Origin of the sequence: Pseudomonas sp. FSL R10-2189, assembly GCF_009600325.1 — a bacterium.
Lineage (GTDB): Bacteria > Pseudomonadota > Gammaproteobacteria > Pseudomonadales > Pseudomonadaceae > Aquipseudomonas > Aquipseudomonas helleri.
The window spans coordinates 1-25,226 of record NZ_WIVZ01000054.1 but is presented as its reverse complement, the minus strand read 5'-3'; the positions used below and the strand labels follow the sequence as shown (position 1 = coordinate 25,226).

The window sequence follows — 25,226 nt, the reverse complement described above, 5'->3', positions numbered from 1 at the left end:
GTAGCCGAGTACTCTATCCAGCTGAGCTACGAGTGCAAGTTGTGTTTGTTAAACCAGACCACCCTGGTTGAAGCAAAATTAACTACCGGAGCAACTAACTTATAAATGGTGCACTCGACAGGATTCGAACCTGTGACCGCTCGGTTCGTAGCCGAGTACTCTATCCAGCTGAGCTACGAGTGCAAGTTGTGTTTGTTAAACCAGACCACCCTGGTTGAAGCAAAGTTAACTACCGAAGCAACTAACTCTTAAATGGTGCACTCGACAGGATTCGAACCTGTGACCGCTCGGTTCGTAGCCGAGTACTCTATCCAGCTGAGCTACGAGTGCATTTGAAGCTGCGTATTATAGACCGTTGAATCTCTCTGCCAAGTGTTTTTTTCAATAAATTCAACAACTTACTGAAGTGGCTAGATTCTAACGTGCTACATGAATAATGGCGGAGAAGGGGGGATTCGAACCCCCGACACCCTTTTGAGGTGTACTCCCTTAGCAGGGGAGCGCCTTCGGCCACTCGGCCACCTCTCCGCAACACGGGGCGTATAATAACCAGCCTTTTCCCCGTATGCAACTAAAAACTTAAATAAAATTAAAGACTTGGTTCTTCGTCCTTTTCTTTCTTGATCCGCAGGTAGATTTCCTCGCGGTGCACGGCCACTTCCTTGGGCGCATTCACACCAATTCGCACTTGGTTTCCTTTGACGCCGAGCACGGTCACAGTAATTTCACCATCGCCTATGATCAGGCTTTCTGCGCACCGGCGAGTCAGAATCAGCATACGTTTCTCCTCACACTTACATTCAGGGACAACAGTCTGCAAAAAAAAAGGGCTTGGGCTTGCAGCTATATAGCGACAAAACCCTGCGCCCTTAGTATTGACCAACATGGCAAAAGATAAAGCCCTGTGCCACATCCATCAAAAAAACAAAGGGCGCGGGTTTACCGCGCCCTCTGGGCAACGCTTACTCGCCCTGCCGGGCAGGTGCGTCCAAATCAAAAGCCGTGTGCAGGGAACGCACCGCGAGCTCCAGGTACTTCTCTTCGATCACCACCGACACTTTGATCTCGGAGGTCGAGATCATCAGGATGTTGATGTTCTCTTTGGCCAGCGATTCAAACATGCGGCTGGCAACGCCTGCGTGCGAGCGCATGCCCACACCGACAATCGACACCTTGGCAATGTTGGTATCGCCGACCACTTCACGGGCACCGATCTCGCGGGAGGTGTTTTCCAGGACCTCAAAGGCGGCCTGGTAGTCGTTGCGGTGCACCGTAAAGGTGAAGTCGGTGGTGTTATCGTGCGCAACGTTCTGCACGATCATGTCGACTTCAATGTTGGCCGCGCTGATCGGGCCGAGGATTTTGAATGCAACACCCGGGGTATCTGGCACGCCACGGATGGTCAGCTTGGCTTCGTCGCGGTTGAAAGCGATGCCAGAAATGATCGGCTGTTCCATGGATTCCTCTTCATCGATAGTAATGAGGGTGCCCGGACCCTCTTTAAAGCTGTGCAATACGCGCAGCGGAACGTTGTACTTGCCGGCGAACTCAACGGCACGGATCTGCAACACCTTGGAGCCCAAGCTGGCCATTTCCAGCATTTCTTCGAAGGTGATCTTTTCCAGGCGCTGAGCCTTGGCCACAACCCGTGGGTCGGTGGTGTAGACGCCGTCAACATCGGTGTAGATCTGGCATTCGTCAGCCTTCAGGGCTGCCGCCAGCGCCACGCCGGTCGTGTCCGAGCCACCACGGCCCAAGGTGGTAATGTTGCCGTTTTCATCCACGCCCTGGAAACCAGCAACCACCACTACGCGCCCTTCCTTCAGGTCGGCGCGAATTTTCTGGTCGTCAATTTTCAGAATGCGGGCTTTGGTGTGCGAACTGTCGGTCAGGATGCGCACCTGGCTACCGGTGTAGGACACCGCTGGAACGCCGCGCTTGTTCAGCGCCATGGCCAGCAAGCCAATGGTGACTTGCTCGCCGGTGGAGACAATCACGTCCAGCTCACGAGGCAACGGCTGATCGCTGATCTGTTTGGCCAGATCAATCAAACGGTTGGTCTCGCCGCTCATCGCAGACAGCACAATAACCAGGTCGTTGCCGGCTTCGCGAAACTTCTTAACTTTATCGGCGACCTGCTCGATTCTCTCGACAGTGCCGACCGAGGTGCCTCCAAATTTTTGTACGATCAAAGCCATTTCAAAGCAGCCTCAGCCCATAAAGGGCGCCCATTTATCATTCAAACGACGCGCCGCCACTAGACGACGGCGCGTACTGGACCTCAGATACCCTGCTCGACAAATGGCACAGTCAGGGCCAGCGCGGCGTCCAGGGCTGCGGCATCAACACCGCCGCCTTGCGCCATGTCCGGACGACCACCGCCCTTCCCGCCCACTGCTGCAGCGGCCTGCTTCATCAAATCACCGGCTTTGAGTTGGCCAGTCAGGTCTTTGGTCACGCCTGCAACCAGTACGACCTTATCTTCATGAACACTGCCGAGCAGGATCACTGCGCGGCCGAGCTTGTTCTTCAGCTGATCTACCAGCGCCAACAGCGCCTTGCCATCTTGACCGTCCAGGCGGGCGGCCAACACGTTCACGCCTTTTACATCGACTGCCGAGGATGACAGATCATCGCCCGCAGCGCTTGCGGCCTTGGCCTGCAATTGTTCCAGTTGTTTTTCCAGCTGGCGGTTACGCTCCAGCACGGCCGACAGTTTGTCGACTAGGTTGTCACGCGAGCCTTTAACCAGGCTTGCGGCTTCTTTGAGCTGCTCTTCGGCGGCGTTCAAGTAAGCCAGCGCCGCAGCGCCGGTGACCGCTTCAATACGACGAACGCCCGAGGCCACACCGCCTTCGCTGGTGATTTTCATCAGGCCGATGTCGCCGGTGCGCTGAGCGTGGATACCACCGCACAGCTCTACCGAGAAATCGCCGCCCATGCTCAGCACGCGCACGTTGTCGCCGTATTTCTCGCCAAACAACGCCATGGCGCCTTTTTGCTTGGCGGTTTCGATATCGGTTTCTTCTGTCTCAACCGGGGTGTTCTTGCGAATCTCGGCGTTGACGATATCTTCCAGCGCCTTGATCTGCTCAGGCTTGATGGCTTCAAAGTGGCTGAAGTCAAAACGCATGCGCTGACTGTCGACCAGCGAGCCCTTCTGCTGAACGTGCTCGCCCAGCACCTGGCGCAAGGCGGCGTGCAGCAAGTGCGTGGCCGAGTGGTTCAGCGACGTGGCGTGACGCACGTCGGCATCGACTTGCGCTTCAACGGTTTCACCGACCTTCAGGCCACCGGCAGCCACAACGCCGTGGTGCAGGAACGCGCCGCCGGTTTTGGTGGTATCACGCACGTCAAAACGCGCAGCACCGGCTTGCAGGTAACCGCAATCGCCAACCTGGCCACCGGATTCAGCGTAGAAAGGCGTGCGGTCGAGTACGACCACGCCCTCGTCGCCTTCATTCAGGCTGGTAACCGACTGGCCTTCTTTATAGAGGGCAATCACTTTGGCCGAGCTGTGGGTCGCGCCGTAGCCGATAAACTCGGTAGGCACGTCAACTTTAACCAGGGTGTTGTAGTCCAGACCGAACGAGCTGGCCGAACGCGCACGCACACGCTGGGCTTCCATTTCGCGTTCGAAGCCTTCTTCGTCCACGGTCAGGTTGCGCTCGCGGGCGATGTCGGCGGTCAGATCCATCGGGAAGCCGTAGGTGTCATACAGCTTGAACACCACGTCGCCCGGCACCACGGTGCCTTTAAGCTCAGCCAGATCCTGCTCAAGGATTTTCAGGCCTTGCTCCAGGGTCTTGGAGAATTGCTCTTCTTCGGCTTTAAGTACGCGCTCGATGTTGGCCTGCTCGCGCACCAGCTCCGGGAAGCTCTCGCCCATCTCGGCCACCAGGGCCGCGACGATCTTGTAGAAGAAGTTACCGGTTGCGCCCAGCTTGTTGCCGTGACGGCAAGCGCGACGAATGATGCGACGCAGCACGTAGCCACGGCCTTCATTGGAAGGCAGCACGCCATCCGCAATCAGGAAGCTGCACGAACGGATGTGGTCAGCCACGACTTTGAGCGACGCCTGGCCTTCGTTGGCGCAGCCGATCGCTTGGGCGGCGGCTTTCAACAGGCTCTGGAACAGGTCGATGTCGTAGTTGGAGTTCACGTGCTGCATCACCGCGCTGATCCGCTCCAGGCCCATGCCGGTGTCTACCGACGGCGCTGGCAATGGATGCAACACGCCGTCGGCGGTGCGGTTGAACTGCATGAAAACGTTGTTCCATATCTCGATGTAACGGTCGCCGTCTTCCTCTGGCGAGCCCGGTGGGCCACCCCAGATCTCAGGGCCGTGATCGTAGAAAATCTCGGTGCAGGGGCCGCACGGGCCAGTATCGCCCATGGTCCAGAAGTTGTCGGACGCGTACGGCGCGCCTTTGTTGTCGCCAATGCGGATCATGCGCTCGGCAGGCACGCCCACGTCTTGGGTCCAGATGTCATAGGCTTCGTCATCGCTGGCGTACACCGTGACCCAGAGCTTTTCTTTAGGCAGCTTCAATACGCCGGTCAAAAAGGTCCAGGCGAAGTTGATCGCGTCTTTCTTGAAATAATCGCCAAAGCTGAAATTGCCGAGCATTTCAAAGAAGGTGTGGTGACGTGCGGTGTAACCGACGTTTTCCAGGTCGCTGTTCTTACCACCGGCACGCACGCACTTCTGGCTGCTGGTTGCACGGGTGTAAGCACGTTTTTCTTGACCCAGGAAGCAGTCCTTGAACTGGTTCATCCCCGCGTTAGTGAACAGCAGGGTTGGGTCGTTATTCGGGACCAAGGAGCTCGAAGGGACACGGGTGTGACCTTGCTCCTCGAAGAAGCGAAGGAAGGCTTCACGGATTTCTGCGCTTTTCATAGGTTCTTCCACGGAGGCTGCGGCCAGAGGCAAATCATTGCTGTCAATTGATGGCTATTGCTCAGAAGCGGGACGGATCGGAACCCTTCCTGCCCAGGCAAACAATTCTCATCAATTGACAAATGACTCGCAAAGGGCCGCATTATATCGGCCCTTCGCCTTGGGTACAGTGTGTTTATACGATAGCTGCAAGCAATTGGACAGATTGCAAGCTTATTGACGGATAAAGTCGCGGAAAACCTCGATGGTTTGCTCGATTTGGCTACGGCTGACGTCCATGTGGGTCACCATGCGCAAGCGCGGCGCAGCACTGAGCTTGATGCCCCGCTCCCCCGCAAAGGCTTTAAGTGCTGCCGCCTGCCCATCAACTTGCACGTAAACCATGTTGGTCTGTACCGGCTCAACGCGATAACCGGCCTCACGCAGGCCATCGGCCAGCCGTTGCGCATTGGCATGGTCATCGGCCAGACGCGCCACTTGATGGTCCAGCGCATATAAGCCCGCCGCGGCCAACTGCCCGGCCTGGCGCATGCCGCCGCCGACCATTTTGCGCAGGCGCCGGGCCTTGCCGATCAATTCAACGGTGCCGCACAACACAGAGCCCACCGGCGCGCCCAAGCCCTTGGACAAGCACACCGAAACCGAATCGAAATGCCGGGCAATTTCACTCGCGTCCACCCCCAGCTTCACCGCCGCGTTGTACAGCCGCGCGCCGTCCAGGTGCAGCGCCAGGCCATGTTCGCGGGTCAAGCGGCTGGCCTGCCCCAGATACTCGACCGGCAGCACCTTGCCCTGCATGGTGTTTTCCAGGGCCAGCAAGCGCGTGCGGGCAAAGTGAAAGTCGTCAGGTTTGATCGCTGCAACCACCTGCTGCAAATCCAGCGAGCCGTCGGCCTGCACCTCCAGCGGCTGGGGCTGAATAGAGCCCAATACGGCCGCACCGCCGCCTTCATATTTATAGGTGTGCGCCTGCTGCCCCACGATGTATTCGTCACCACGCCCGCAATGCGCCATCAGCGCCAGCAAGTTGCTCATGGTACCGGTGGGCACAAACAGTGCTTGTGCAAACCCCAGGCGCGAGGCCAGCTCAGACTCCAGCTTGTTTACCGTCGGGTCTTCACCGTATACATCGTCGCCCAATGGCGCGCTGGCCATGGCGTCACGCATGCCAGTGCTGGGTTGGGTCACGGTGTCGCTGCGCAGATCGATAACACTCATGCAAAAGTCCTCGGCCGTCGGCTCATCAAAGAAATCCTTGTGGCGCAAGAATAGCCTTATACAGGCATCAGAAAATACGATGGCTATTAGCAAAAAGCAGCGATGCATCTTTGAAACATTTGTGATACAAAATGCCCGCTGCCCTGAAACACGGGCGGCAACGTTCTCAGGGCGGGGTGTAACTCCCCACCGGCGGTAATTACGCGCAATGCGTATAGCCCGCGAGCGCTTGGCGCATCAGACAGCTTGTAGGCTGATGATGGGGCAAGGTCAGCAGACCCGGTGTGATCCCGGGGCCGACGGTCATAGTCCGGATGAAGAGAGAACGGGATTGGCGCCAAAGGGCCGTTAACCAGAGGGGGACTCCCCGTCTGCACGTACCCTTAAATCCCATTCGATTCATATGCCCTGTTTTTCACACAAACAGGAGTCAGAACATGCAACCTACCGCTATTCACCACAACGAACGCGTCGCTTTCATCCAGGCCAGCTGGCACAAAGAGATCGTCGATCAGAGCCGTAAAGGTTTCCTGGCCGAGATGCTTGAACAGGGCTATCAGGAAAGTGACATCGACTTCTTTGAAGTCGGCGGTGCGTTCGAAATCCCGTTGCACGCCAAACTGCTGGCCAAGACTGGCCGCTACGCCGGTATCGTCGGTGCCGCACTGGTGGTCGACGGCGGCATTTATCGTCACGATTTCGTGGCACAGTCGGTGGTCAGCGGCCTGATGCAAGTGCAGCTGGAAACTGAAGTGCCGGTGTTCTCGGTCAGCCTGACCCCGCACCACTTCCACGCGGGCGAAGAGCACCAGAAGTTTTTCTTCGACCACTTCGTGCACAAAGGTCAAGAAGCGGCGAAAACCTGCGTAGACACCCTGCAGAAAATCCGCGCTATCAAGCGTCTGGATAACCAGCAAAAGCGCGCGGTTTAAGCGCTGAAACCTCCTGTAGGAGCGAGCTTGCTCGCGATCTTTAGCTTTTAAAGATCAAAAGATCGCGAGCAAGCTCGCTCCTACAGAGGCCGCCGATATTTAAGCGAACGCTGTTGCTTTCACCGGCTTGATGATGATCCCCGCCCGCAGGCCGTTCTTGACCTTGGGATTAGGAAAGATGATCCGGGCGCCCTCTTCCTCGATGACCCAGCGGGTTTTTGGCGTGTCTTGCGCCAGCAAATAACCTTTGGGCAACTCAGAAAAATTCTCGATATCCGCCGGCAAGTGCATCAGAAACAAGTCTGTCTGTTTGATCACTTCCCGCGCCACGCTGAACAACTGCAAGCCGTCCAGTGACGCGCCTTCCAGCGACGGCTCAGTGCCTTCGATAATCTGCTGCAAGCGCAATTCCAGACGCTCGACGTTAACGCCTTCGTTATGCCCAAACGGCCGGGCCTTGCCCAGCTCCAGGGTAAAGGCCTCGGCGCCCAGTTGATCGTAGGTGTAAGCGCTGAACACGATGGAAGGCTTGTTCTGCAACAGCACCGCTTGCATGCCGGCAGCCCGCAGGCGTGCCAGTTGATCGCGGGAATGTTTGCGCCCCTCTTTATAGGGGTACAAGGCGAACTGCTCAATCTTGGAACCGCGAATGGCCGTGTGCAGGTCGAAGTGCAAACGGGTGCGCTCAGGGGCATTGAAAAACGTCTCAGCCAGGTGCTCAAGCTCGCAGGCACGCAGGGCTTCTGGCCCGCTGCTGCTTTCATGGCGGCCATTAAACAGACGATTGAGGTCTTCTTCGACAAACCGTGCGCCCGTGCGCATGGCGCCAGGGTTGCCGAACAAAAACAGAATGCGTGCTCGCGGCTTGATCTCACCGCGAGCAATGGCATGGATCAGGCGATCGAGCAATTCGATCGGAGCTGTTTCATTGCCGTGAATGCCAGCCGACAACAGCACGTCCATGCCGTTGTCGCGCGCCTCAGTGGGGCGCACCTCTAGCGCGCCCTCGGCCAGCCAGCGCAAACGCACGCCATCGACAGTCAGTTGAGTTTTCTGGGCCGGTTCACGTCCGGTCAAGGTCAGTTCAAGCAGTTTGCCGAGAGCGAGCATAGAGCATCCTTAATCAGTGATTGCAGTCCGGGCCGTGCACGTGACCGTCTTCGCCATCTTCGTCACTCATGTCAGCCGGTTCCATTTCCAGTTGCAGACTAACAAGGTTAGTGGCCAATGGGCGCAGCAACAGGTTGGCGTATTCAGCATCGCCTTCTTCTACGTCTACACCAATCAGCAATTGGCCACGGCCGTCTTGCTGGATCCACAGCTCTTTACCCTGCCACAGGACCGCGACGCGGGTGCAGGAGGTTTGCAGTTGCGTGCCGTCGGTGTCTTCAAGGATCAGCTGCAGGGAATCGCTCATAATTTCGCTCTCATTGGAAAATCAGGTGGCGCGTGCGCAACAGGCAAACACGCGCGGGGTCAATTGATCTGAAACGGATAAACCGAGCCCAGTTTAAGGATTTGCGTCAGTTCATCCAGTGCCGTCCGGCATTCAAGCAGCAATTGCGGGTCTGCCAGGTCGCTTTCGCGCAAGGCATCGCGGTAGTGCTTGTTCACCCAGCCGGTCAGCGTGTCGTACAGCGGGGCCGACATGATAACCCCAGGGTTGACCGCCGCCAGCTCTGTTTCGTTAAGCGCCACACGCAAGCGCAGGCACGCCGGGCCGCCGCCGTTCTGCATGCTCTGCTTGAGATCAAACACCTTCACTTCGCGGATCGGCCCGCCAGCGCTGGTCAGCCCTTGCAGGTAGCTCCAGACACGCGGGTTGGCGCGGCACTCTTCGGGCACGATCAGCAGCATCGAGCCGTCGGCACGGCTGAGCAGTTGGCTGTTGAACAGGTAAGAGCGCACTGCGTCATCGACGGTCACTTGGTCGCGCGGCACGCTGATGGACTCAAACTTTGCCCCGCGCGCGGCCAGCTTGCGACGCAGCTCATCGAGCATCGATTCGGTATTGAGGAAGGCATCCTGGTGATGGAACAGCAGCTCGCCATTGCCCACCGCGATCACGTCGTTATGGAACACGCCCTGGTCGATCACCGACGGGTTTTGCTGGGCAAACACCACGCCCTCCTCGCTCAAGCCGTGCAGACGGGCCACAGCTTGTGAAGCTTCGAGGGTTTGGCGTGCCGGGTACTTTTGCGGCGCAGGGTAACGGCTGTCGAACGCACTGCGCCCGTAGACAAAAAACTCGACCCCGGCCTCACCGTAGTCACGGCAAAAGCGTGTGTGGTTGGCGGCGCCTTCATCACCAAACTGCGCCACTGCCGGCAACGCCGCGTGGTGCGCAAAATGCTGCTGATCGGCAAACATCGCGCCCAGCACGCGGCTGGTAGTCGGATGCTCGATGCTGCGGTGGAACTTGCAATTGAGGTTGGCCGCGGTGAAATGCACGCGGCCATCGGCGGTGTCTGCGCTTGGGCTGACCGTGGCGGCGTTGGCCACCCACATGCTGGAAGCCGAGCAACTGGCAACCAGCAACGGCATGGCGTCTTTGGCGGCGCGCTCAATCACTTGTGCGTCAGTGCCGCTAAAGCCCAAGCTGCGCAAGGCGGCAACATCCGGGCGCTCTTGCGGGGCCAGCACGCCCTGGACAAACCCAATGTCCATCAGCGCTTTCATTTTTTCCAGGCCTTGCAGCGCGGCTTCCTTGGGGTTGGACGCCTGCTGGCTGTTGCTCTGGGACGCGACATTGCCAAACGACAAACCGCCGTAGTTATGGGTCGGCCCCACTAGACCGTCAAAATTGACTTCAAAGGATTTCATCGGTGAGGCTCCGGCAAACGGTGGTAATAGGCAAGGTAGAGCACTTGACCTGTGGGAGCGGGCTTGCTCGCGATGGCATCAACGCGGCTTAACCGTAAAACCGCGCAGCCTGCATCGCGAGCAAGCCCGCTCCCACAGTGACGACATGAGGCCTTAAGACAATCGCACGCCCGGGGTCAGGGCGGCGGGCAGCGCCAGGGTCGGGGTTTCCAGCGACGCGACCGGGTAAGCGCAATAATCAGCGGCGTAATACGCACTGGCACGGTGGTTGCCGGACGCGCCGACACCGCCAAACGGTGCGCTGCTGGCGGCGCCCGTGAGTTGCTTGTTCCAGTTCACAATCCCGGCCCGGCTTTCAAGCCAGAACTGCTGGTAGCGCGCTTCGGAGTCCGAGAGCAAGCCCGCAGCCAAACCGAACGCGGTGTTGTTGGCCTCGGCAATCGCGGCGTCAAAATCGCTGTAACGAAACACCTGCAGCAACGGCCCGAACAGCTCTTCGTCCGAGCGCTCGCTCACGTCCGTCACATCAATAATGCCCGGGGTGAGCAACGCCGCCGTGGTGTTTGGCTGGGTCATGCGCAGCAAAACCTGCGCCCCGCTGTCGATCAACAGTGTCTGCGCGGCCAGCAGGTCACGCGCCGCTGACAGCGAAATCACCGAGCCCATGAACGGTGCCGGTTGCTGATCAAACGCGCCCACTTCAATGTCTTTGCTGACCTCGACCAGACGCTCAAGCAGGCGGTCGCCCCACGCGCCTTGCGGCACCAGCAAACGCCGCGCACAAGTGCAACGTTGGCCAGCCGAGATAAAGGCCGACTGAATAATCGTGTACACCGCGGCGTCCAGGTCTGCCACCTGATCGACCACCAGCGGGTTATTGCCGCCCATTTCCAGGGCCAGGATTTTGTCCGGGCGCCCGGCGAACTGTTGATGCAGGCTGTTACCGGTACGGCTGGAGCCGGTGAAGAACAACCCGTCGATGCCCGCATGAGCGGCCAACGCAACACCGGTCTTGCGCGCACCTTGCAGCAGGTTCAGGACGCCCGCCGGCAAACCGGCTTCGATCCAGCATTTGACCGTCAGCTCAGCGACTTTAGGGGTCAGCTCGCTCGGCTTGAACACCACGCTGTTACCCGCCAGCAACGCCGGGACGATATGCCCGTTAGGCAAGTGGCCAGGGAAATTGTACGGGCCGAACACCGCAATCACGCCGTGAGGCTTGTGGCGCAGCACTGCCGTGGCATCGCCCAGCGGGCCGCTTTTTTCACCGGTGCGCTCGCGGTAGCTTTGTACCGAGATCGCCACCTTGTTGATCATGCTGGTGACTTCGGTGGCCGACTCCCACAGCGGCTTGCCGGTTTCTTCACCGATGCAGCGGGCCAGTTCATCAGCGTGGGTTTTCAGGCTCGCGGCGAAGGCTTCGAGCACGCTCAGGCGTTCTTCGAAAGACCGCTTGGCCCAGGCCGGAAACGCCTGACGGGCAGCTTTGACTGCTTCGCTCACCTGCTCGGCATTGGCCGCGTGGCCCGTCCACAGCACCTGCTGGGTGACCGGGTTCAGCGACTCGATGATTTCGCCCTGACCGTTCTGCCAGGCGCCTGCGATATACAACGTGCTCATTATTTGGACTCCCGCGACGCGGCTGGCTGGGCAGATAACGGGACGGCGCGCACTTGATCGCCTGCACTCAGTTGCAGACGCTTGGCCGTCAGTTTGTCGACCACCAACGTGCCCGCCGCCAAACGTGCCGGGGCGGCGGTGATGCGGCACTCTTCACGTTTGCGGTTATGAATCAGGTAAGCCGGGGCGTCATCGCCCGGCGTGCCGATGGCCAGCACCAGCGCTTCACTGTCACGCACCGCGCGAATCTTGGTGGTTTCGCATTCCACCGCCGGGCCCGCGTCGAAAATATCGACGTAACCCTGGTAACTGAACCCTTCGCTTTTGAGCATGTTCAGCGCAGGCTCGGTGTCGGTATGCACCTTGCCGATCACGGCGCGGGCGCTTTCGGACAAGAAGCAGGTGTACACCGGAAACTTGGGCATCAGCTCGGCGATAAAGGCTTTGTTGCCCACACCGGTCAGGTAATCGGCCTGGCTGAATTCCATTTTGAAAAAGTGCCGACCCAGGCTTTCCCAGAAAGGCGAGCGGCCGTTTTCATCTGACATGCCGCGCATTTCGGCAATGATCTTGTTGCCGAACAGCTCGGGGAACTCAGCGATAAACAGCATCCGAGCCTTGGCCAGCATGCGGCCGTTAAGGCCATTGCGGTGATCGGCACTGAGGAACAACGAGCACAGCTCAGAGTTGCCCGTCAGGTCGTTGGCCAGGAACAGAGTCGGGATTTCGCGATAAATGTTCAGCTCCTGGGAGGCGCTGACGGTCAGGCCGACCCGGAAGTTGTACCAAGGCTCACGCAGGCCGACGGCGCCAGCGATGGCCGAAATACCTACCACTTTGCCGTCGTCGTTTTCGAGCACGAACAGGTAGTCAGCATCGGCGCGTTCAGCTTCGCCACGAAAGGTTTTTTCTGCCCAGCTGACACGGTGCAACAGGCGCTGTTCATTGGCCGGCAAGGTGGTCAGGCCGGTGCCCGTGCTGCGGGCCAGTTCAATCAGGGCCGATAAATCACTACTGCGTACAGGACGAACGATCATGCTATCTCCTTAAACAGGGCTCGCGGGCGAACCCCGTGACACTCGCTCAAACGCGTTAAACCGCAACCACTCGCACGCTGACGCCTTCGCCAACGCCGAGCGCTTCGGCCGCTTCCAGATCCAGCGTGACCGGCTTGCCCGGCGCCCAGTCGAGCTCCAGCAAGACGGCGCGGTAGTCCTGCAACTGGGCATTGGCCACCAGGTACGGGCGACCGCCCCCGCGAATCGGCTCACCGATCTTGACCGGCACTACGCGGCTTTGAGCGATCGAGCGGATGCCCGAGACCCGCGCATGCAGGGTCGGGCCGCCGTCGAAAATGTCGATGTAATGATCGGTTTCAAAACCTTCACGCATCAAAATGTCGAAGGTGATTTGCGCACGCGGGTGCACCTGGCCCATGGCTTCCTGGGCTGTGTCGGGCAACAGCGGCACGTAAATCGGGTAATGCGGCATCAGCTCGGCGAGGAAGGTGCGGCTTTTCAGCCCGCACAGGCGCTCGGCGGCGGCGTAGTTCAGGTCGAAGAAGTTGCGGCCGATGGCATCCCAAAACGGCGAGTCGCCGTTTTCATCGCTGTAACCGACGATCTCGGTGACCACCGAATCGGCAAAGCGCTCCGGGTGGTTGGCCACAAACAGCAGGCGACCTCGGGAGTTGAGTTCGGACCAGGCCGTACCCACCAGATCCGGGACCACATAGAAGCTGGTCAGCAGGCTGTTGCCGGTCAGGTCGTGACACTGCGACAGCACGTGGATCTTGTTGTGGATCTTCAGTTCGCGTGAGGCGTGAACGAAGGTCTCGTTACGAAAACTGTAAAAAGGCTCGGAGTACCCGGCCGACGCGACGATGGCCGAACAGCCCACCAGCTTGCCAGCGGCGGTGTCTTCAAGGACGAAGAAGTAACTTTCTTCGCCATTGAAGCTGACTTCAGCGGCAAACGAGGCTTCGGAGGCGGCGATCTTGTCGCGCAGACGGTCGAGGTCGTCCGGCAATGAAGTGACACCAATCGGGCTGTCCGCAGCCAGACGCTGTACCTCGCTCAGGTCAGCCATTTGCGCGGGGCGCATCACCAGCATGGTGTCACTCCTTAATCCAGAAAATAAAAAATGGGACCCTGTGGAGCCACTCACCTCGTGATCTTTTAAAAGATCGCGAGGCGAGCTCGCTCCTACAGGGTTATGGCGTGGATCAGGCGGTCAGGTGTTTGATGGCACGCTCAAAACGATCCAGGCCTTCGGTGATGTCTGCTTCTTCAACCACCAGACTTGGGGCGAAACGCACCACGTCCGGGCCGGCTTGCAGGATCATCAGGTTTTCTTTTTCAGCCGCGTTGAAGATGTCTTTGGCGCGGCCTTTCCAGGCATCGCTCAAGACACAGCCCAGCAACAGGCCCAAACCACGCACTTGAGTGAATACGCCGTACTGCTGGCCGATTTTTTCGAGGCGGGTTTTGAACAGTTGATGCTTGGCTTCAACGCCCTGCAACACGTCCGGGGTGTTGATCACGTCGAACACGGCATTGCCCACCGCGCACGCCAGCGGGTTGCCGCCGTAAGTGGTGCCGTGAGTGCCGACGACCAGGTGTTTGGCCAGGTCTTCGGTGGTCAACATGGCCGCGATCGGGAAACCGCCGCCCAGGCTTTTGGCGCTGGTGAGGATGTCCGGGATCACGCCGTAGTACTGGTAAGCAAACAGGTGGCCGGTACGGCCCATGCCGGTTTGCACTTCGTCAAACACCAGCAAGGCATTGTGCTGGTCGCACAGTTCGCGCGCGCCTTGCAGGTAAGCTTTCTCGGCAGGCAATACGCCGCCTTCGCCCTGGATGGGCTCCAGTACCACGGCACAGGTTTTGTCCGAGATCGCCGCTTTAAGCGCGTCGAGGTCGTTGAACGGGATGTGCGTGATGCCGGTGATTTTTGGACCGAAACCGTCCGAGTACTTCGACTGCCCGCCTACGTTGACGGTGAACAGCGTGCGGCCGTGGAAGCTGTTGAGGGCCGCGATGATTTCGTATTTCTCTTCACCGAAACGGTCAAACGCCACGCGACGGGCCAGCTTGAAGGCGGCCTCGTTGGCTTCGGCGCCGGAGTTACAGAAGAACACGCGCTCAGCGAAGGTGGCGTCTACCAGCTTTTTAGCCAGGCGCAGCGCAGGCTCGTTGGTGAACACATTGGACACGTGCCACAGGTTGTTGGCCTGCTCGGTCAGTGCGCCTACGAGCGCCGGGTGGGCGTGGCCCAACACGTTAACCGCGATGCCGCCTGCGAAGTCGATGAGTTCGCGCCCCGACTGATCCCAGACTCGGGAACCGGCGCCACGCACAGGAATGAAAGCAGCAGGTGCGTAGTTCGGAACCATGACCTGATCGAAATCGGCGCGTTGCACCGGGGCTTGCTCAACGGACATCGGAGTCTCCTGATGAGAAACGCCTGCCTAAAATGGCGAGCGATGGGGGGATTGTAAGGACAGATGGTGATGCGGCCTTGCCGCCAAGCGACAACTTCTTATAGCGCCAAACCCCGGCTTAACCGGGTTTATAGCAATGCGACATATTGCGTCGCAAAGACGCAGTTTAAACGCTGGGCGCGTCGAGAAAAGCCTTTTGTAACGAGAAAAAACACCAGCCACCCGTGAACGGTAGGAGCGAGCTTGCTCGCGATCTTTTAACGGTCAAAAGATCGCGAGGCAAGCTCGCTCCTACGCAGGCGGTGGACGGCGGGTTAACCGCGTTCGGATGGCACCGACGACAACTCGAACGGGCTGCTACTGCGGCGCTGGTTGCGGTCTTCGCGGGGCGTGGCACCGAAGAAGTTGCGGTAGGCACTGGAGAAATGCGGCCCCGAGGAGAACCCGCACGACAAGCCGATCTGGATGATCGATTTGCTGGTTTGCATCAACATCTGACGCGCCTTGTTCAAGCGCAGCTCCAGGTAGTACTGGCTAGGGACGCGATTGAGGTACTGCTTGAAGATGCGCTCCAGCTGACGACGGGAGACGCACACATGCTGGGCGATTTCATCCGTGGTCAGCGGCTCTTCAATGTTGGCTTCCATCAGCAAAACGGCTTGGGTCAGTTTCGGGTGGCTGGAACCCAGTCGGTTTTGCAAGGGGATGCGCTGACGCTCACCGCCTTCTCGGATTCGCTCAACCACCAGCTCTTCAGACACCGCGCCCGCCAGTTCGGCACCGTGGTCGCGGGCCAGCAAGGCGAGCAACAGGTCCAGTACCGACATGCCACCACAAGCGCTCAAGCGATCACGGTCCCAGTCAAACAAGTGGCTGGTGGCAATCACCTTGGGGAAGCGCTCAGCGAAGTCATCCTGCCAGCGCCAGTGCACGGCTGCGCGGTAGCCATCGAGCAAACCCAGTTGTGCCAGCGGATACACCCCGGCCGACAACCCGCCAATCACGCACCCCGCACGCACCAACTGCTTGAGCGCACTGCTGAGTGCAGGAGCAATGGCGGCGGGTGGCTCATCGGCCACCAAAAACAACTTCTGGCACCCCTCAAGCTTCCCGGCCCACGACTCACCGGGTAATTGCCAGCCCCCTGCCACGACGTCAGTCGGTGCTTCCGCCTGCAGAAACACCAGCTCGTAAGCCACTTCGGGGTGCACCCGTTGGGCGACCCGCAAGGCCTCCTCGGCCAGCGCCAGCGTCAATGCTTTGGTGCTGGGCCAAATCAGGAAACCTATTCGATGGGCAGTCATGGCATGCAATCCGAAACGAAAACAGTGTTAATGCCGAAGGTGGCAACAACCAAGCTAGATCCGCCACCGTTTATTCCGGGAAGCATGCACTAAGTTGGTGCAAAAAGCAGTCTCACAACCCATTTAATTACTTGAGGCTGCCCGACAAGAACTGCTGCAGACGCTCGCACTGCGGGTTCACCAGCACTTCGCGCGGGTTACCGCTTTCTTCAACCACGCCTTTGTGCAGGAACACCAACTGGTTGGACACTTCGCGGGCAAAGCCCATTTCGTGAGTCACCACCACCATGGTCCGACCTTCCAGGGCGAGGTCCTGCATGACCTTCAATACATCGCCGACCAGCTCCGGGTCCAGCGCCGAGGTCGGCTCGTCAAACAGCATGACCTCTGGCTCCACCGCCAACGCACGGGCAATCGCCACACGCTGCTGCTCACCCCCGGACATATGCCCTGGGTAGGCGTCTTTACGATGGGACACGCCGACCTGGTTGAGGTAGTGCTCGGCTTTTTCCCGCGCTTCGACCTTGGACATGCCCAGTACGTGCACGGGCGCTTCCATGATGTTTTCCAGCGCGGTCATGTGCGACCACAGGTTGAAATGCTGGAACACCATCGACAGGCGCGAACGCATGCGCTGCAACTGTTTAGGGTCTGCCGCTACCAGAGCGCCGTCTTTTTTCGCGACCAGTTTGAGCTCTTCATTGTTGAGCAAAATCTTGCCCGCATGCGGCTGCTCAAGCAGGTTGATGCAGCGCAAAAAGGTACTTTTGCCTGAACCGCTGGAACCGATGATGCTGATTACATCACCTGCCTTTGCAGCCAGAGATACGCCTTTCAGCACCTCGTGACTGCCGTAGCGCTTATGCAGGTCTTGGACTTCAAGTTTGTACATGCTGTCGGTTCTCACAAAAACAGTGGGTCAGACGTTGAGCGCGGCTCAACACTCAGGCCTTGCGCGGGGCCATGTAGCCCAGCCAGCGGCGTTCTGCCAATTTGAACAGGCGTACCAGAATGAAGGTCAGGCACAGGTAGAACGCACCTGCGGTGATGTAGGCTTCAAACGGCAAGTAATACTGCGCGTTAACGGTACGCGCAGCGCCGGTGATGTCGATCAGGGTCACGATGGACGCCAGACTGGTGGTCTGCAGCATCATGATCACTTCGTTGCTGTACTGCGGCAGCGCCCGGCGCATGGCCGACGGCAGCAAAATACGGCGATACATTTTGCTCGGGGACATGCCCATCGCCTTGGCGGCTTCGATCTCGCCATGGGGCGTGGCCTTGAGGCTGCCCGCAATGATTTCGGCGGTGTAAGCGCTGGTGTTGATCGCAAACGCCAGGCACGCACAAAAGGTTGCACTGGACAGCAAAGGCCACATAAAGCTTTCGCGCACGACTTCAAACTGGGCCAGGCCGTAGTAGATCAAAAACAGCTGCACCAGCATCGGCGTGCCGCGAATCACGTAGGTGTAGAGCCACGCCGGGAAGTTGACCCACGGGCGCTTGGACACCCGCATCAGGCCCAGCGGCAGCGCCACCAGCAAACCAAAGAACAGTGAAATGCCCAGCAGCTTGAGGGTTTCAACCATGCCGCTGAGGTACAGCGGCATGCTGTCCCAAATGACGTTGTAGTCGAAGATCATAGCTCAGCCACCTTTACGCCGACCGAGTAGCGCTTTTCAAGTTGTCGCAACGCCAGCAGCGACACACTGGTCATTACCAGGTACAGCGCGGCCACCGCGAGGAAGAACGTAAAAGGCTCGCGGGTGGCATCTGCCGCCTGCTTGGCCTTGAACATCATGTCTTGCAAGCCGACCACCGAAATCAGGGCCGTGGCTTTGGTCAACACCAGCCAGTTGTTGGTAAAGCCCGGAATCGCCAGACGGATCATCTGCGGCACCAACACCCGGAAAAACACCTGGAAACGGCTCATGCCGTAGGCCACACCCGCTTCCGCCTGACCTTTGGGGATCGCCATAAAGGCACCGCGAAAGGTTTCGGACAGGTACGCACCAAAGATAAAGCCCAAGGTGAACACGCCAGCCGAGAAGGGGTTGAGGTCGATGTAGTCGTCGTAGCCCACCAGCGGGGCGACGTTGTTCAGCAGGTTCTGACCGCCGTAGAAAATCAGCAGGATCAGCACCAGATCGGGAATCCCACGAATGACCGTAGAGTACAGATCGCCCAGCCAAGCCAGCCAGCGCACTGGCGACAGGCGCATAGAAACACCAATCAGACCTAGAACAATGGCCAGGGCCATGGACGACAAGGCGAGCTGTAGCGTCAGCCAAGCGCCATCGAGGATGACAGCCCCGTAGCCTTTCAACATGATTCAGGCCCTCGAAAAAAAGCGTGAAAATTAGGATGAAAAAATGGCGCAAACTTCAGGGACTCTGTCGCTTGCGCCATTTCAGACTTACAGCCGCGATGATTTACTTGGCTTCTGGGCCGTAAATATCGAAGTTGAAGTATTTTTTCTGGATTTCGTCGTACTTGCCGTTTGCACGGATAGCGGTGATTGCACCGTCGATTTTGTCTTTCAGCTCTTTGTCGCCTTTACGCACGGCGATACCGATGCCGTCACCGAAGTACTTGGCGTCAGTGAACGAAGGACCTACGAACGCGTAGCCTTTGCCAGCCGGGGTATCGAGGAAACCTTCCTGCAACAGGGTGGCGTCAGCCACGGTACCGTCCAGACGACCGGCTTCGATGTCCAGGTAGATTTCATTCTGCGAGCTGTAAGGCACAACAGTGGCGCCTTTAGGTGCAAAGACTTCCTTGGCGAAACGGTCGTGAATCGAACCGCGCTGCACGCCGATCTTCTTGCCTTTGAGCTCTTCCAGCGAATCAGAAACGGTTGTGCCGTCCTTCAGCACCAGGCGAGCCGGGGTCAGGTAGTAACGGTTGGTGAAGTCCACCGACTTCTTGCGATCGTCGGTGATCGACATCGAGGACAGGATGGCGTCGATCTTGCGCACTTTAAGTGCCGGGATCAGACCGTCGAACTCTTGCTCGACCCACACACATTTGACCTGCATCTGCTCACACAGAGCGTTACCGATGTCATAGTCAAATCCCACAATGCTGCCGTCCGGTGCCTTGGAGGCAAACGGGGGGTAAGCGGCTTCAATGCCAATTTTCAGCGGCTTTGCATCAGCAAACGCCTGCAAGGACAGCACGGACAGTGCCAGGGCGCCAAGAAGCACGAGTTTCTTCATCTTAGGACTCCATCGGTAAAGGGCAATAAATGCAGAGTGAGCCTGAGCCCAATATGCGGAGGTTAAACCGGGAATGCGGCGCCACGTCCTGTTGGTGTTGAAACGAGTTCAGCACCACGACAACGAGCGAGTGATCGGCATTCTAACGACAGGCTTCAAGCCGTTATTTCTTCAATGCGACAACATATTACAAATGCACCGAGAAAGGCGGCTACAGGCATTGACAGCTCTTCAAATTCGTGCAAGAGCAAAAGATATAGAACCTATATGAGTTGCAAATAGCGGGCCTATTATTCGCAAACCCTTCTATTCCGGCAAGTGTAGCCTTTAATCTAATTTTTTAAGGGTCGTCCGAGCGCTCTAAAACGGTGCCTTTGGTGTCACATAGCCCCGTTTTTGGGCGCACGGTTACACATGGGGTAACACCTTAATAAACCCCGGAGCCCGCAGGAGTGGCCGCCCCGTCTTCGACGCCGCGCTGTCGCGCAGCAAACAGGCCGCCGAATATCTTCAGCATCCCCCAATCGGTTCCCTCTCCTACGGGAGAGGGCTAGGGTGAGGGTTGCTCTTAGATAAAGATCAAAAGATCGCGAGCAAGCTCGCTCCTACAGGGCCTTTAGAATCAATCACTTATTTTATGTTTGATAAGAGCCGCCGAAGGTTGGGCGGGGATTTGATCGGCCTAATAAAAAGCCCCGTCTGACAACGCCAGGCGAGGCTTTCTTACAACAAAGGAGGCGTTAGGCGACCTTCATGCTCTTGTGGGTGTCGATCAGGTGTTGCACCACGCCCGGATCCGCCAGGGTCGAGATATCGCCCAGGCCGTCATATTCGCCCGTGGCAATCTTGCGCAGGATACGACGCATGATTTTGCCCGAGCGGGTCTTTGGCAAGCCTGGCGCCCACTGGATGACATCTGGCGAGGCAATCGGACCGATCTCCTTACGCACCCAGTTTTTCAGCTCCTGACGCAGCGCCTCGCTAGGCTCTTCGCCGCCATTAAGGGTGACGTAGACATAGATGCCCTGCCCTTTAATGTCATGAGGCACGCCGACAACAGCTGCCTCAGCCACTTTGGAGTGGGCAACCATCGCGCTCTCGATTTCTGCTGTGCCCATACGGTGGCCAGACACGTTGAGCACGTCGTCCACACGACCGGTGATCCAGTAGTAGCCGTCTTCATCGCGGCGCGCACCGTCGCCGGTGAAGTACATGCCGCGGAAGGTCTTGAAGTAGGTGTCGACAAAGCGATCATGATCGCCGTACAGGGTACGTGCCTGGCCCGGCCACGAATCCAGAATCACCAGATTGCCTTCGGCCGCGCCTTCGATCAGGTTGCCCAGGTTGTCCACCAGCCCCGGCACCACACCAAAGAATGGACGCGCAGCTGAACCCGGCTTGAGCGCATGGGCGCCCGGCAGCGGGCTCATCATGCACGCGCCGGTTTCGGTCTGCCACCAGGTATCCACAATCGGGCAGCGTTCTTTGCCGACCGTGGTGTAGTACCAGTTCCAGGCCTCAGGGTTGATCGGCTCACCCACCGAACCCAGCAAGCGCAAGCTTGAGCCGTCTGCATCTTTAACCGCCGCCTGCCCTTCGGCCATCATGGCGCGAATGGCGGTGGGCGCGGTGTAGAGGATATTGACCTTGTGCTTGTCGACGATTTTCGACACGCGGGTGATGTCCGGGTAGTTCGGCACCCCTTCAAACAACACGGTGGTCGCGCCGTTGGCCAGCGGGCCGTAGACGATGTAGGTATGGCCGGTGACCCAGCCCACGTCCGCCGTGCACCAGTAGACTTCGCCCGGACGGTAATCGAACACGCGCTCGTGGGTCAGCGCGGCATACAGCAGGTAGCCACCGGTGGTGTGCTGCACGCCCTTCGGCTTGCCCGTGGAGCCCGAGGTATAAAGGATGAACAGGGCTTCTTCGGCGCCCATTTCTTTGGGCGCGCAGTGGGTCGAAGCCACGGCCATCAAATCGTGGTACCAGATATCGCGGTGCTTGTACCAGGCGATGTCGCCGCCGGTACGTTTGAACACGATGATTTTCTGCACGCTGGAGGTGTCAGGGTTGGTCAACGCCACGTCGACGTTGGCTTTCAACGCCGTGCGCTTGCCGCCACGCACACCTTCGTCAGCGGTGATCACCACTTTCGATTTGCAGTCGATGATCCGCCCGGCCAGCGCTTCGGGCGAGAAGCCGCCGAACACCACCGAGTGAATCGCGCCAATGCGGGTACAGGCCAGCATGGCGACAACCGCCTCGGGCACCATTGGCATATAGATAGTTACGACGTCGCCACGGTGAACGTCCTGGCCGCGCAAGGCGTTGGCCAGCTTGCACACTTCTTCGTGCAGTTCACGGTAGGTAATGTTGCGCTGTTCGGAAGGATCGTCGCCTTCCCAGATAATCGCGACCTGATCACCGCGCTCGGCGAGGTGGCGGTCCAGGCAGTTGTAGGAAACGTTGAGAGTGCCGTCGGCAAACCATTTGATATCGACATGGTGATCGTCGAACGAGGTTTGCTTCACGGTGGTGAACGGCTTGATCCAGTCCAGACGCTTGGCCTGATCACGCCAGAAGCCATCCGGGTTGATGACCGATTGCTGGTACATCGCCTTGTAGGTCGCCTCGTCAGTCAGCGTATTGGCTGCAACTTCAGGGCGTACGGGATACAGGGAAGCGGCACTCATGTTTCATACCTCTATATTTGTAGTTGTTGTTTTATGACCCTGTTTTAGCCGGGCCTTGGCGTGAGATCCATTCGACGTTGGTAGTAAGAAACACCCAGAAAAACCATGGTTTTTCCGCGCAAGGCTCAAGACCGATACTTACAGCGCTTTACCCCGCGCCGACGGATTTGAAATACCTGTAAACACAGCCTGTTTTCGACGATTGTTGCAGAATCTGTCAACAGTCTTTATCAAAAGCCCCTCTATATGCCCGCCCGGCAGCGGCCTAAAATTCACCTCGCCAACCAAGGCACCGCGATTAACGCAAGTTACAGCCCCCACGAAGGCATGTTTAATCGCTCTTACTTAAACCAAGTTTCACACGCAGCCTCACAAGGGCCGCGTGCCCCTACTCGACCCTAGACAGGTAAATACGAAATGAAAGCGTTGTTAGTTCTGGCCCTCAGCAGTGTGTGTGTTAGCGCGTTTGCTGATGAAGCAAGTACTCAGGTCTCGCACCAGCAACCGGTTGTAGAACACTATTCCTACTCTTCCGAACTTGATATTGCCAAAGTGATTTCCATGAGCGAAATCCCTAATGTTTGCGAAGTAGTACCGGCCCGCATGGTTTACGAAGACTCGCAAGGCATCAAGCACACTCTCGAATACCGTGTCATGGGTAACGGTTGCTCCAACGGTTAAGAACACACTATCCCCCAGCGATATGCGGCAGGGCGCACATTAATTACAGTGCAGCCCGCCGCGGCTTTTCGCTCAGCGAGAGAGGCTAAGGTCCAAGCCTGATCACGCTATAGTTTTCCCGCCCCCCACCCAATCGACTGATGATAAGTGCCAACGAGTCGGCATTCGAAAGAATGATTTCTGCGCGCTTTAACTCATCATTGATAAATATATCCCGTGCCTGATCCAGCGTCAGTGCGCCCGATAATTTCATAATATGTTCAGACACTCGCAAGCCGACATCCGGCTTGGGTGTGAGCTTTGAACCTTGTATCTTGAATAACTCATGACGGGGAGTCAGTGCAGACAGGGCCTGAGCCTGCAAGACTCTGTTAGGAGTTCCCGAATGGGCTGTCAGTGGCACAGCATCCGTCAGCAACTCAACAAACGGGAGACTTGCGTTCATGTAAGCAATATCTTCTGCGCCCGCGACCTGATGACAGAGTTCATGAATTAGCGTGGTCGCTCTGAAATGCGTATTGAAATCAAAGGGCGGCATAGTCACTCTAAGCTCGTCCATCATACCGGTTTGACGACTGTCTAATTGGGTATTAAAAAAGTTCTCAAAAAAATAGATATATTTGCGTTTATCCAGTTGAGTCACAAAAGCAACTGGACTCGGGTCGTAAACACTGCAACGACCTACTACATACCGTTTAGAACTCATCGGGTTCATGGAGGGCTTGATCAAACGGCTTAAAACATGCTCGATCACTGAATCTATTCTTTGGATCTGAACCGCGGTCAAGCGAGAAACACCCAGAAAATTTATCAACCACGCAGCATGCTCCTGGGAAACTGCATCACTGTCTTCGATATGTTTGAGAACCTCGCGCCCCTCATTCAAAAAACTGACCGCGCGTTGATGGGCCTCCTGGAGGGCCGTTGCCTTGTCTGGATAGAGCGCCCGAATCTGCGCCATGCCGATGGCTTCTTTGATAAAGCCCTGCGTACCATGCGCGACTTCATGCCTGCTGAATATCGGCCCGCCACCGGCCAGCGGCTCTCTGATATCAACTTCCCACCGTTTAGACGTAGTGTCGCGACGCAGGGCCGGGCCGTCCTGATCAGCACCGATATAGATACGCCAGCGTCTTTCCAAAAGCTGTATTTGAAATACCCTGCCGAGCACGACCGCGTAAAATTTTTCAGTCGTTACATGCTGGTAGATATCGGTTAGCGGGTCATGTTTTAACTCTGACAAGGAAACCCCATGCTCTACATAGGGCTCAAGCGCTGATTCATATTTCGTCGTCAAACGTGATTGCCCACTCGCACCATTGGATACCGGATGTAACTCATAAGCCTGTTCCAGGGACGTGACTTTAGCAGTGCCCGTATTGCGCTCTGATGCTCTGGGCTGTCTCAAGGTCAGGAGCATCGACAGGCTGGTCACAAACTCGGATACTGCCTCCCCCCAGTGAGCCTGAGACGCAGCACTGGCAACAGCTCTCAAGGTGTCTCGGGTTTCCCATATTGTCAAAGGGATAGCCAACCGTGCTGGCACAAACTGAATCGCAGTCGCCATGACCAATGACAGCAGCTCTTTGAAAGAAGCCCAATCTGCCTCAGCCGTGGTAACCGATTGAGATTTCGCCATGTACAGCAACTGTTGGCAATTATCCTTATACATTTTCGAGAGTAAATTCCCCGCGTACTCATCCTGCGAAATCGTTATGGGCGCCGGCGTTTCGAACAAATCAATACTGAAAAAATCCTGGCCAATATAATTAATATGTGGCTCTTTAAATCCACCGTTCGCGTATATTTTACGTTGCCACGGCTTCAGACGATCCAATAGTTGAGTTTGCAGAACTTCCCGACTGATGATATCCGCTACAAAACTCGCCTCATCAGGGTACTCTTTGATTGAATAGTCACGACTGTACATGACGACCACAACTAGTGGGCCAACTGCCTTGGCATCAGGCCCAACCAGGTATATCCCAGTGACCTCATCAGGCACTGCATCGGGGCTAGACCGCAGAGCAAGTGGGCGCATAACGATACGATGACCTTCAAACAATTCCCGCGCCATTGCATCAGGACTATTGAGCACATGTTCCAGGTAACAGTAAGCCTTTTCACTGAGCGCACCTTTCAATTTATCCCGAAATGCCATTTCAAGAATCTGTGGTGGCAACTGAGCACAAAACAACTTTAAGCGCTCACTGGACTCCCCCGCATCCACTACCAATTTATTTTCAAGCAAGGTGCGATAATTTTCACCGACGTTTATTTGTCTGACTAACGCTTTTACATAGTGCTCATTAAAACGGCTCTTCGCATTTAAGGGTGTAGAAAAAATCTGACCGGCTGGAAAAGGAGTCGAGGATCTTAGAAAATGTAAGCT

20 protein-coding genes, 3 tRNA genes and 1 riboswitch are annotated in these 25,226 nt (G+C 57.4%); of the genes, 2 read left to right on the top strand and 21 right to left on the bottom strand.

What is annotated here, in order from left to right; all coding sequences use genetic code 11:
- Positions 1-106: 106 nt before the first annotated feature.
- From GHO32_RS24465 to ltaE, 7 genes are all read right to left on the bottom strand, one after another.
- Positions 107-183: transfer RNA gene (locus GHO32_RS24465), tRNA-Arg, on the bottom strand.
- Between the two features lie 70 nt (positions 184-253).
- A tRNA-Arg gene (locus GHO32_RS24460) sits at positions 254-330 on the bottom strand.
- A 107-nt stretch (positions 331-437) separates the two neighbouring features.
- Positions 438-528: transfer RNA gene (locus tag GHO32_RS24455), tRNA-Ser, on the bottom strand.
- 61 nt (positions 529-589) lie between these two features.
- Complete coding sequence (gene csrA / locus GHO32_RS24450; protein ID WP_003175645.1) at positions 590-778, bottom strand: carbon storage regulator CsrA; 189 nt, start codon at positions 776-778, stop codon at positions 590-592.
- Positions 779-962: 184 nt separating this feature from the next.
- A complete protein-coding gene (locus GHO32_RS24445) occupies positions 963-2,198 on the bottom strand; it encodes an aspartate kinase (protein WP_048367860.1) in 1,236 nt (411 codons plus the stop codon).
- Between the two features lie 83 nt (positions 2,199-2,281).
- Complete coding sequence (gene alaS / locus GHO32_RS24440) at positions 2,282-4,900, bottom strand: alanine--tRNA ligase (protein WP_153336358.1); 2,619 nt, start codon at positions 4,898-4,900, stop codon at positions 2,282-2,284.
- A 213-nt stretch (positions 4,901-5,113) separates the two neighbouring features.
- Complete coding sequence (gene ltaE, locus GHO32_RS24435) at positions 5,114-6,118, bottom strand: low-specificity L-threonine aldolase (RefSeq protein ID WP_153336359.1); 1,005 nt, start codon at positions 6,116-6,118, stop codon at positions 5,114-5,116.
- A gap of 158 nt (positions 6,119-6,276) precedes the next feature.
- A riboswitch (FMN riboswitch) is annotated at positions 6,277-6,449 on the top strand.
- A gap of 106 nt (positions 6,450-6,555) precedes the next feature.
- Between ltaE and GHO32_RS24430 the strand changes: the two genes are divergently transcribed.
- A complete protein-coding gene (locus GHO32_RS24430; RefSeq protein ID WP_123749800.1) occupies positions 6,556-7,050 on the top strand; it encodes a 6,7-dimethyl-8-ribityllumazine synthase in 495 nt (164 codons plus the stop codon).
- Between the two features lie 99 nt (positions 7,051-7,149).
- Here the strand turns inward: GHO32_RS24430 and astE are convergent, their stop codons facing one another.
- The 13 genes from astE to acs all read right to left on the bottom strand — a co-directional run bounded on the left by astE (position 7,150) and on the right by acs (position 22,153).
- A complete protein-coding gene (astE, locus tag GHO32_RS24425) occupies positions 7,150-8,160 on the bottom strand; it encodes a succinylglutamate desuccinylase (RefSeq protein ID WP_153336360.1) in 1,011 nt (336 codons plus the stop codon).
- A gap of 13 nt (positions 8,161-8,173) precedes the next feature.
- On the bottom strand, positions 8,174-8,467 hold the full coding sequence (locus tag GHO32_RS24420) for a hypothetical protein (protein ID WP_048367870.1): 294 nt from the start codon (positions 8,465-8,467) through the stop codon (positions 8,174-8,176).
- Positions 8,468-8,526: 59 nt separating this feature from the next.
- Complete coding sequence (gene astB, locus GHO32_RS24415) at positions 8,527-9,873, bottom strand: N-succinylarginine dihydrolase (RefSeq protein ID WP_153336361.1); 1,347 nt, start codon at positions 9,871-9,873, stop codon at positions 8,527-8,529.
- A 153-nt stretch (positions 9,874-10,026) separates the two neighbouring features.
- A complete protein-coding gene (astD, locus tag GHO32_RS24410; protein ID WP_368668511.1) occupies positions 10,027-11,496 on the bottom strand; it encodes a succinylglutamate-semialdehyde dehydrogenase in 1,470 nt (489 codons plus the stop codon).
- Entirely contained in the window at positions 11,493-12,530 is a 1,038-nt protein-coding gene (gene astA / locus GHO32_RS24405) for an arginine N-succinyltransferase (protein ID WP_153336363.1), read from the bottom strand. Before astA ends, astD begins: the two co-directional genes overlap by 4 nt.
- A gap of 55 nt (positions 12,531-12,585) precedes the next feature.
- Positions 12,586-13,605 (bottom strand): arginine/ornithine succinyltransferase subunit alpha, encoded by a 1,020-nt coding sequence (aruF, locus tag GHO32_RS24400; RefSeq protein ID WP_153336364.1) that lies wholly within the window; start codon positions 13,603-13,605, stop codon positions 12,586-12,588.
- A gap of 112 nt (positions 13,606-13,717) precedes the next feature.
- Positions 13,718-14,935, bottom strand: coding sequence for an aspartate aminotransferase family protein (locus tag GHO32_RS24395; RefSeq protein ID WP_153336365.1), 1,218 nt, complete (start codon positions 14,933-14,935; stop codon positions 13,718-13,720).
- 314 nt (positions 14,936-15,249) lie between these two features.
- Positions 15,250-16,239, bottom strand: a complete 990-nt coding sequence (gene argR / locus GHO32_RS24390) for a transcriptional regulator ArgR (RefSeq protein ID WP_153336366.1) — start codon at positions 16,237-16,239, stop codon at positions 15,250-15,252.
- Positions 16,240-16,366: 127 nt separating this feature from the next.
- A complete protein-coding gene (locus tag GHO32_RS24385; protein ID WP_048367881.1) occupies positions 16,367-17,131 on the bottom strand; it encodes an ABC transporter ATP-binding protein in 765 nt (254 codons plus the stop codon).
- 52 nt (positions 17,132-17,183) lie between these two features.
- The gene (locus tag GHO32_RS24380; protein ID WP_048367882.1) at positions 17,184-17,882 is read right to left on the bottom strand and encodes an ABC transporter permease; all 699 of its coding nucleotides are present in this window, start codon (positions 17,880-17,882) and stop codon (positions 17,184-17,186) included.
- Positions 17,879-18,568 (bottom strand): ABC transporter permease, encoded by a 690-nt coding sequence (locus tag GHO32_RS24375; RefSeq protein WP_048367884.1) that lies wholly within the window; start codon positions 18,566-18,568, stop codon positions 17,879-17,881. Before GHO32_RS24375 ends, GHO32_RS24380 begins: the two co-directional genes overlap by 4 nt.
- 103 nt (positions 18,569-18,671) lie before the next feature.
- Positions 18,672-19,457 (bottom strand): ABC transporter substrate-binding protein, encoded by a 786-nt coding sequence (locus GHO32_RS24370; RefSeq protein WP_153336367.1) that lies wholly within the window; start codon positions 19,455-19,457, stop codon positions 18,672-18,674.
- 740 nt (positions 19,458-20,197) lie between these two features.
- Positions 20,198-22,153 carry an acetate--CoA ligase gene (gene acs, locus GHO32_RS24365; protein WP_048367888.1) on the bottom strand — a complete coding sequence of 652 codons (1,956 nt, stop codon included), beginning with the start codon at positions 22,151-22,153 and terminating at the stop codon, positions 20,198-20,200.
- Positions 22,154-22,570: 417 nt separating this feature from the next.
- Here acs and GHO32_RS24360 point away from each other — a divergent pair, with 417 nt between their 5' ends.
- Positions 22,571-22,834: a DUF2790 domain-containing protein gene (locus GHO32_RS24360; protein WP_048367889.1), complete on the top strand. Its 264-nt coding sequence runs from the start codon at positions 22,571-22,573 to the stop codon at positions 22,832-22,834.
- An 85-nt stretch (positions 22,835-22,919) separates the two neighbouring features.
- Here the strand turns inward: GHO32_RS24360 and GHO32_RS26540 are convergent.
- A partial coding sequence (locus GHO32_RS26540; RefSeq protein WP_178113940.1) for a dermonecrotic toxin domain-containing protein occupies positions 22,920-25,226 on the bottom strand: 2,307 nt, incomplete at its 5' end.

Excerpts from the sequence above, each read along its gene's own strand:
- csrA (WP_003175645.1), bottom strand. The coding sequence starts at position 778 with ATGCTGATTCTGACTCGCCGGTGCGCAGAAAGCCTGATCATAGGCGAT.
- GHO32_RS24445 (WP_048367860.1), bottom strand. The coding sequence starts at position 2,198 with ATGGCTTTGATCGTACAAAAATTTGGAGGCACCTCGGTCGGCACTGTC.
- alaS (WP_153336358.1), bottom strand. The coding sequence starts at position 4,900 with ATGAAAAGCGCAGAAATCCGTGAAGCCTTCCTTCGCTTCTTCGAGGAG.
- ltaE (WP_153336359.1), bottom strand. The coding sequence starts at position 6,118 with ATGAGTGTTATCGATCTGCGCAGCGACACCGTGACCCAACCCAGCACT.
- GHO32_RS24430 (WP_123749800.1), top strand. The coding sequence starts at position 6,556 with ATGCAACCTACCGCTATTCACCACAACGAACGCGTCGCTTTCATCCAG.
- astE (WP_153336360.1), bottom strand. The coding sequence starts at position 8,160 with ATGCTCGCTCTCGGCAAACTGCTTGAACTGACCTTGACCGGACGTGAA.
- GHO32_RS24420 (WP_048367870.1), bottom strand. The coding sequence starts at position 8,467 with ATGAGCGATTCCCTGCAGCTGATCCTTGAAGACACCGACGGCACGCAA.
- astB (WP_153336361.1), bottom strand. The coding sequence starts at position 9,873 with ATGAAATCCTTTGAAGTCAATTTTGACGGTCTAGTGGGGCCGACCCAT.
- astA (WP_153336363.1), bottom strand. The coding sequence starts at position 12,530 with ATGATCGTTCGTCCTGTACGCAGTAGTGATTTATCGGCCCTGATTGAA.
- aruF (WP_153336364.1), bottom strand. The coding sequence starts at position 13,605 with ATGCTGGTGATGCGCCCCGCGCAAATGGCTGACCTGAGCGAGGTACAG.
- GHO32_RS24395 (WP_153336365.1), bottom strand. The coding sequence starts at position 14,935 with ATGTCCGTTGAGCAAGCCCCGGTGCAACGCGCCGATTTCGATCAGGTC.
- argR (WP_153336366.1), bottom strand. The coding sequence starts at position 16,239 with ATGACTGCCCATCGAATAGGTTTCCTGATTTGGCCCAGCACCAAAGCA.
- GHO32_RS24385 (WP_048367881.1), bottom strand. The coding sequence starts at position 17,131 with ATGTACAAACTTGAAGTCCAAGACCTGCATAAGCGCTACGGCAGTCAC.
- GHO32_RS24380 (WP_048367882.1), bottom strand. The coding sequence starts at position 17,882 with ATGATCTTCGACTACAACGTCATTTGGGACAGCATGCCGCTGTACCTC.
- GHO32_RS24375 (WP_048367884.1), bottom strand. The coding sequence starts at position 18,568 with ATGTTGAAAGGCTACGGGGCTGTCATCCTCGATGGCGCTTGGCTGACG.
- GHO32_RS24370 (WP_153336367.1), bottom strand. The coding sequence starts at position 19,457 with ATGAAGAAACTCGTGCTTCTTGGCGCCCTGGCACTGTCCGTGCTGTCC.
- acs (WP_048367888.1), bottom strand. The coding sequence starts at position 22,153 with ATGAGTGCCGCTTCCCTGTATCCCGTACGCCCTGAAGTTGCAGCCAAT.
- GHO32_RS24360 (WP_048367889.1), top strand. The coding sequence starts at position 22,571 with ATGAAAGCGTTGTTAGTTCTGGCCCTCAGCAGTGTGTGTGTTAGCGCG.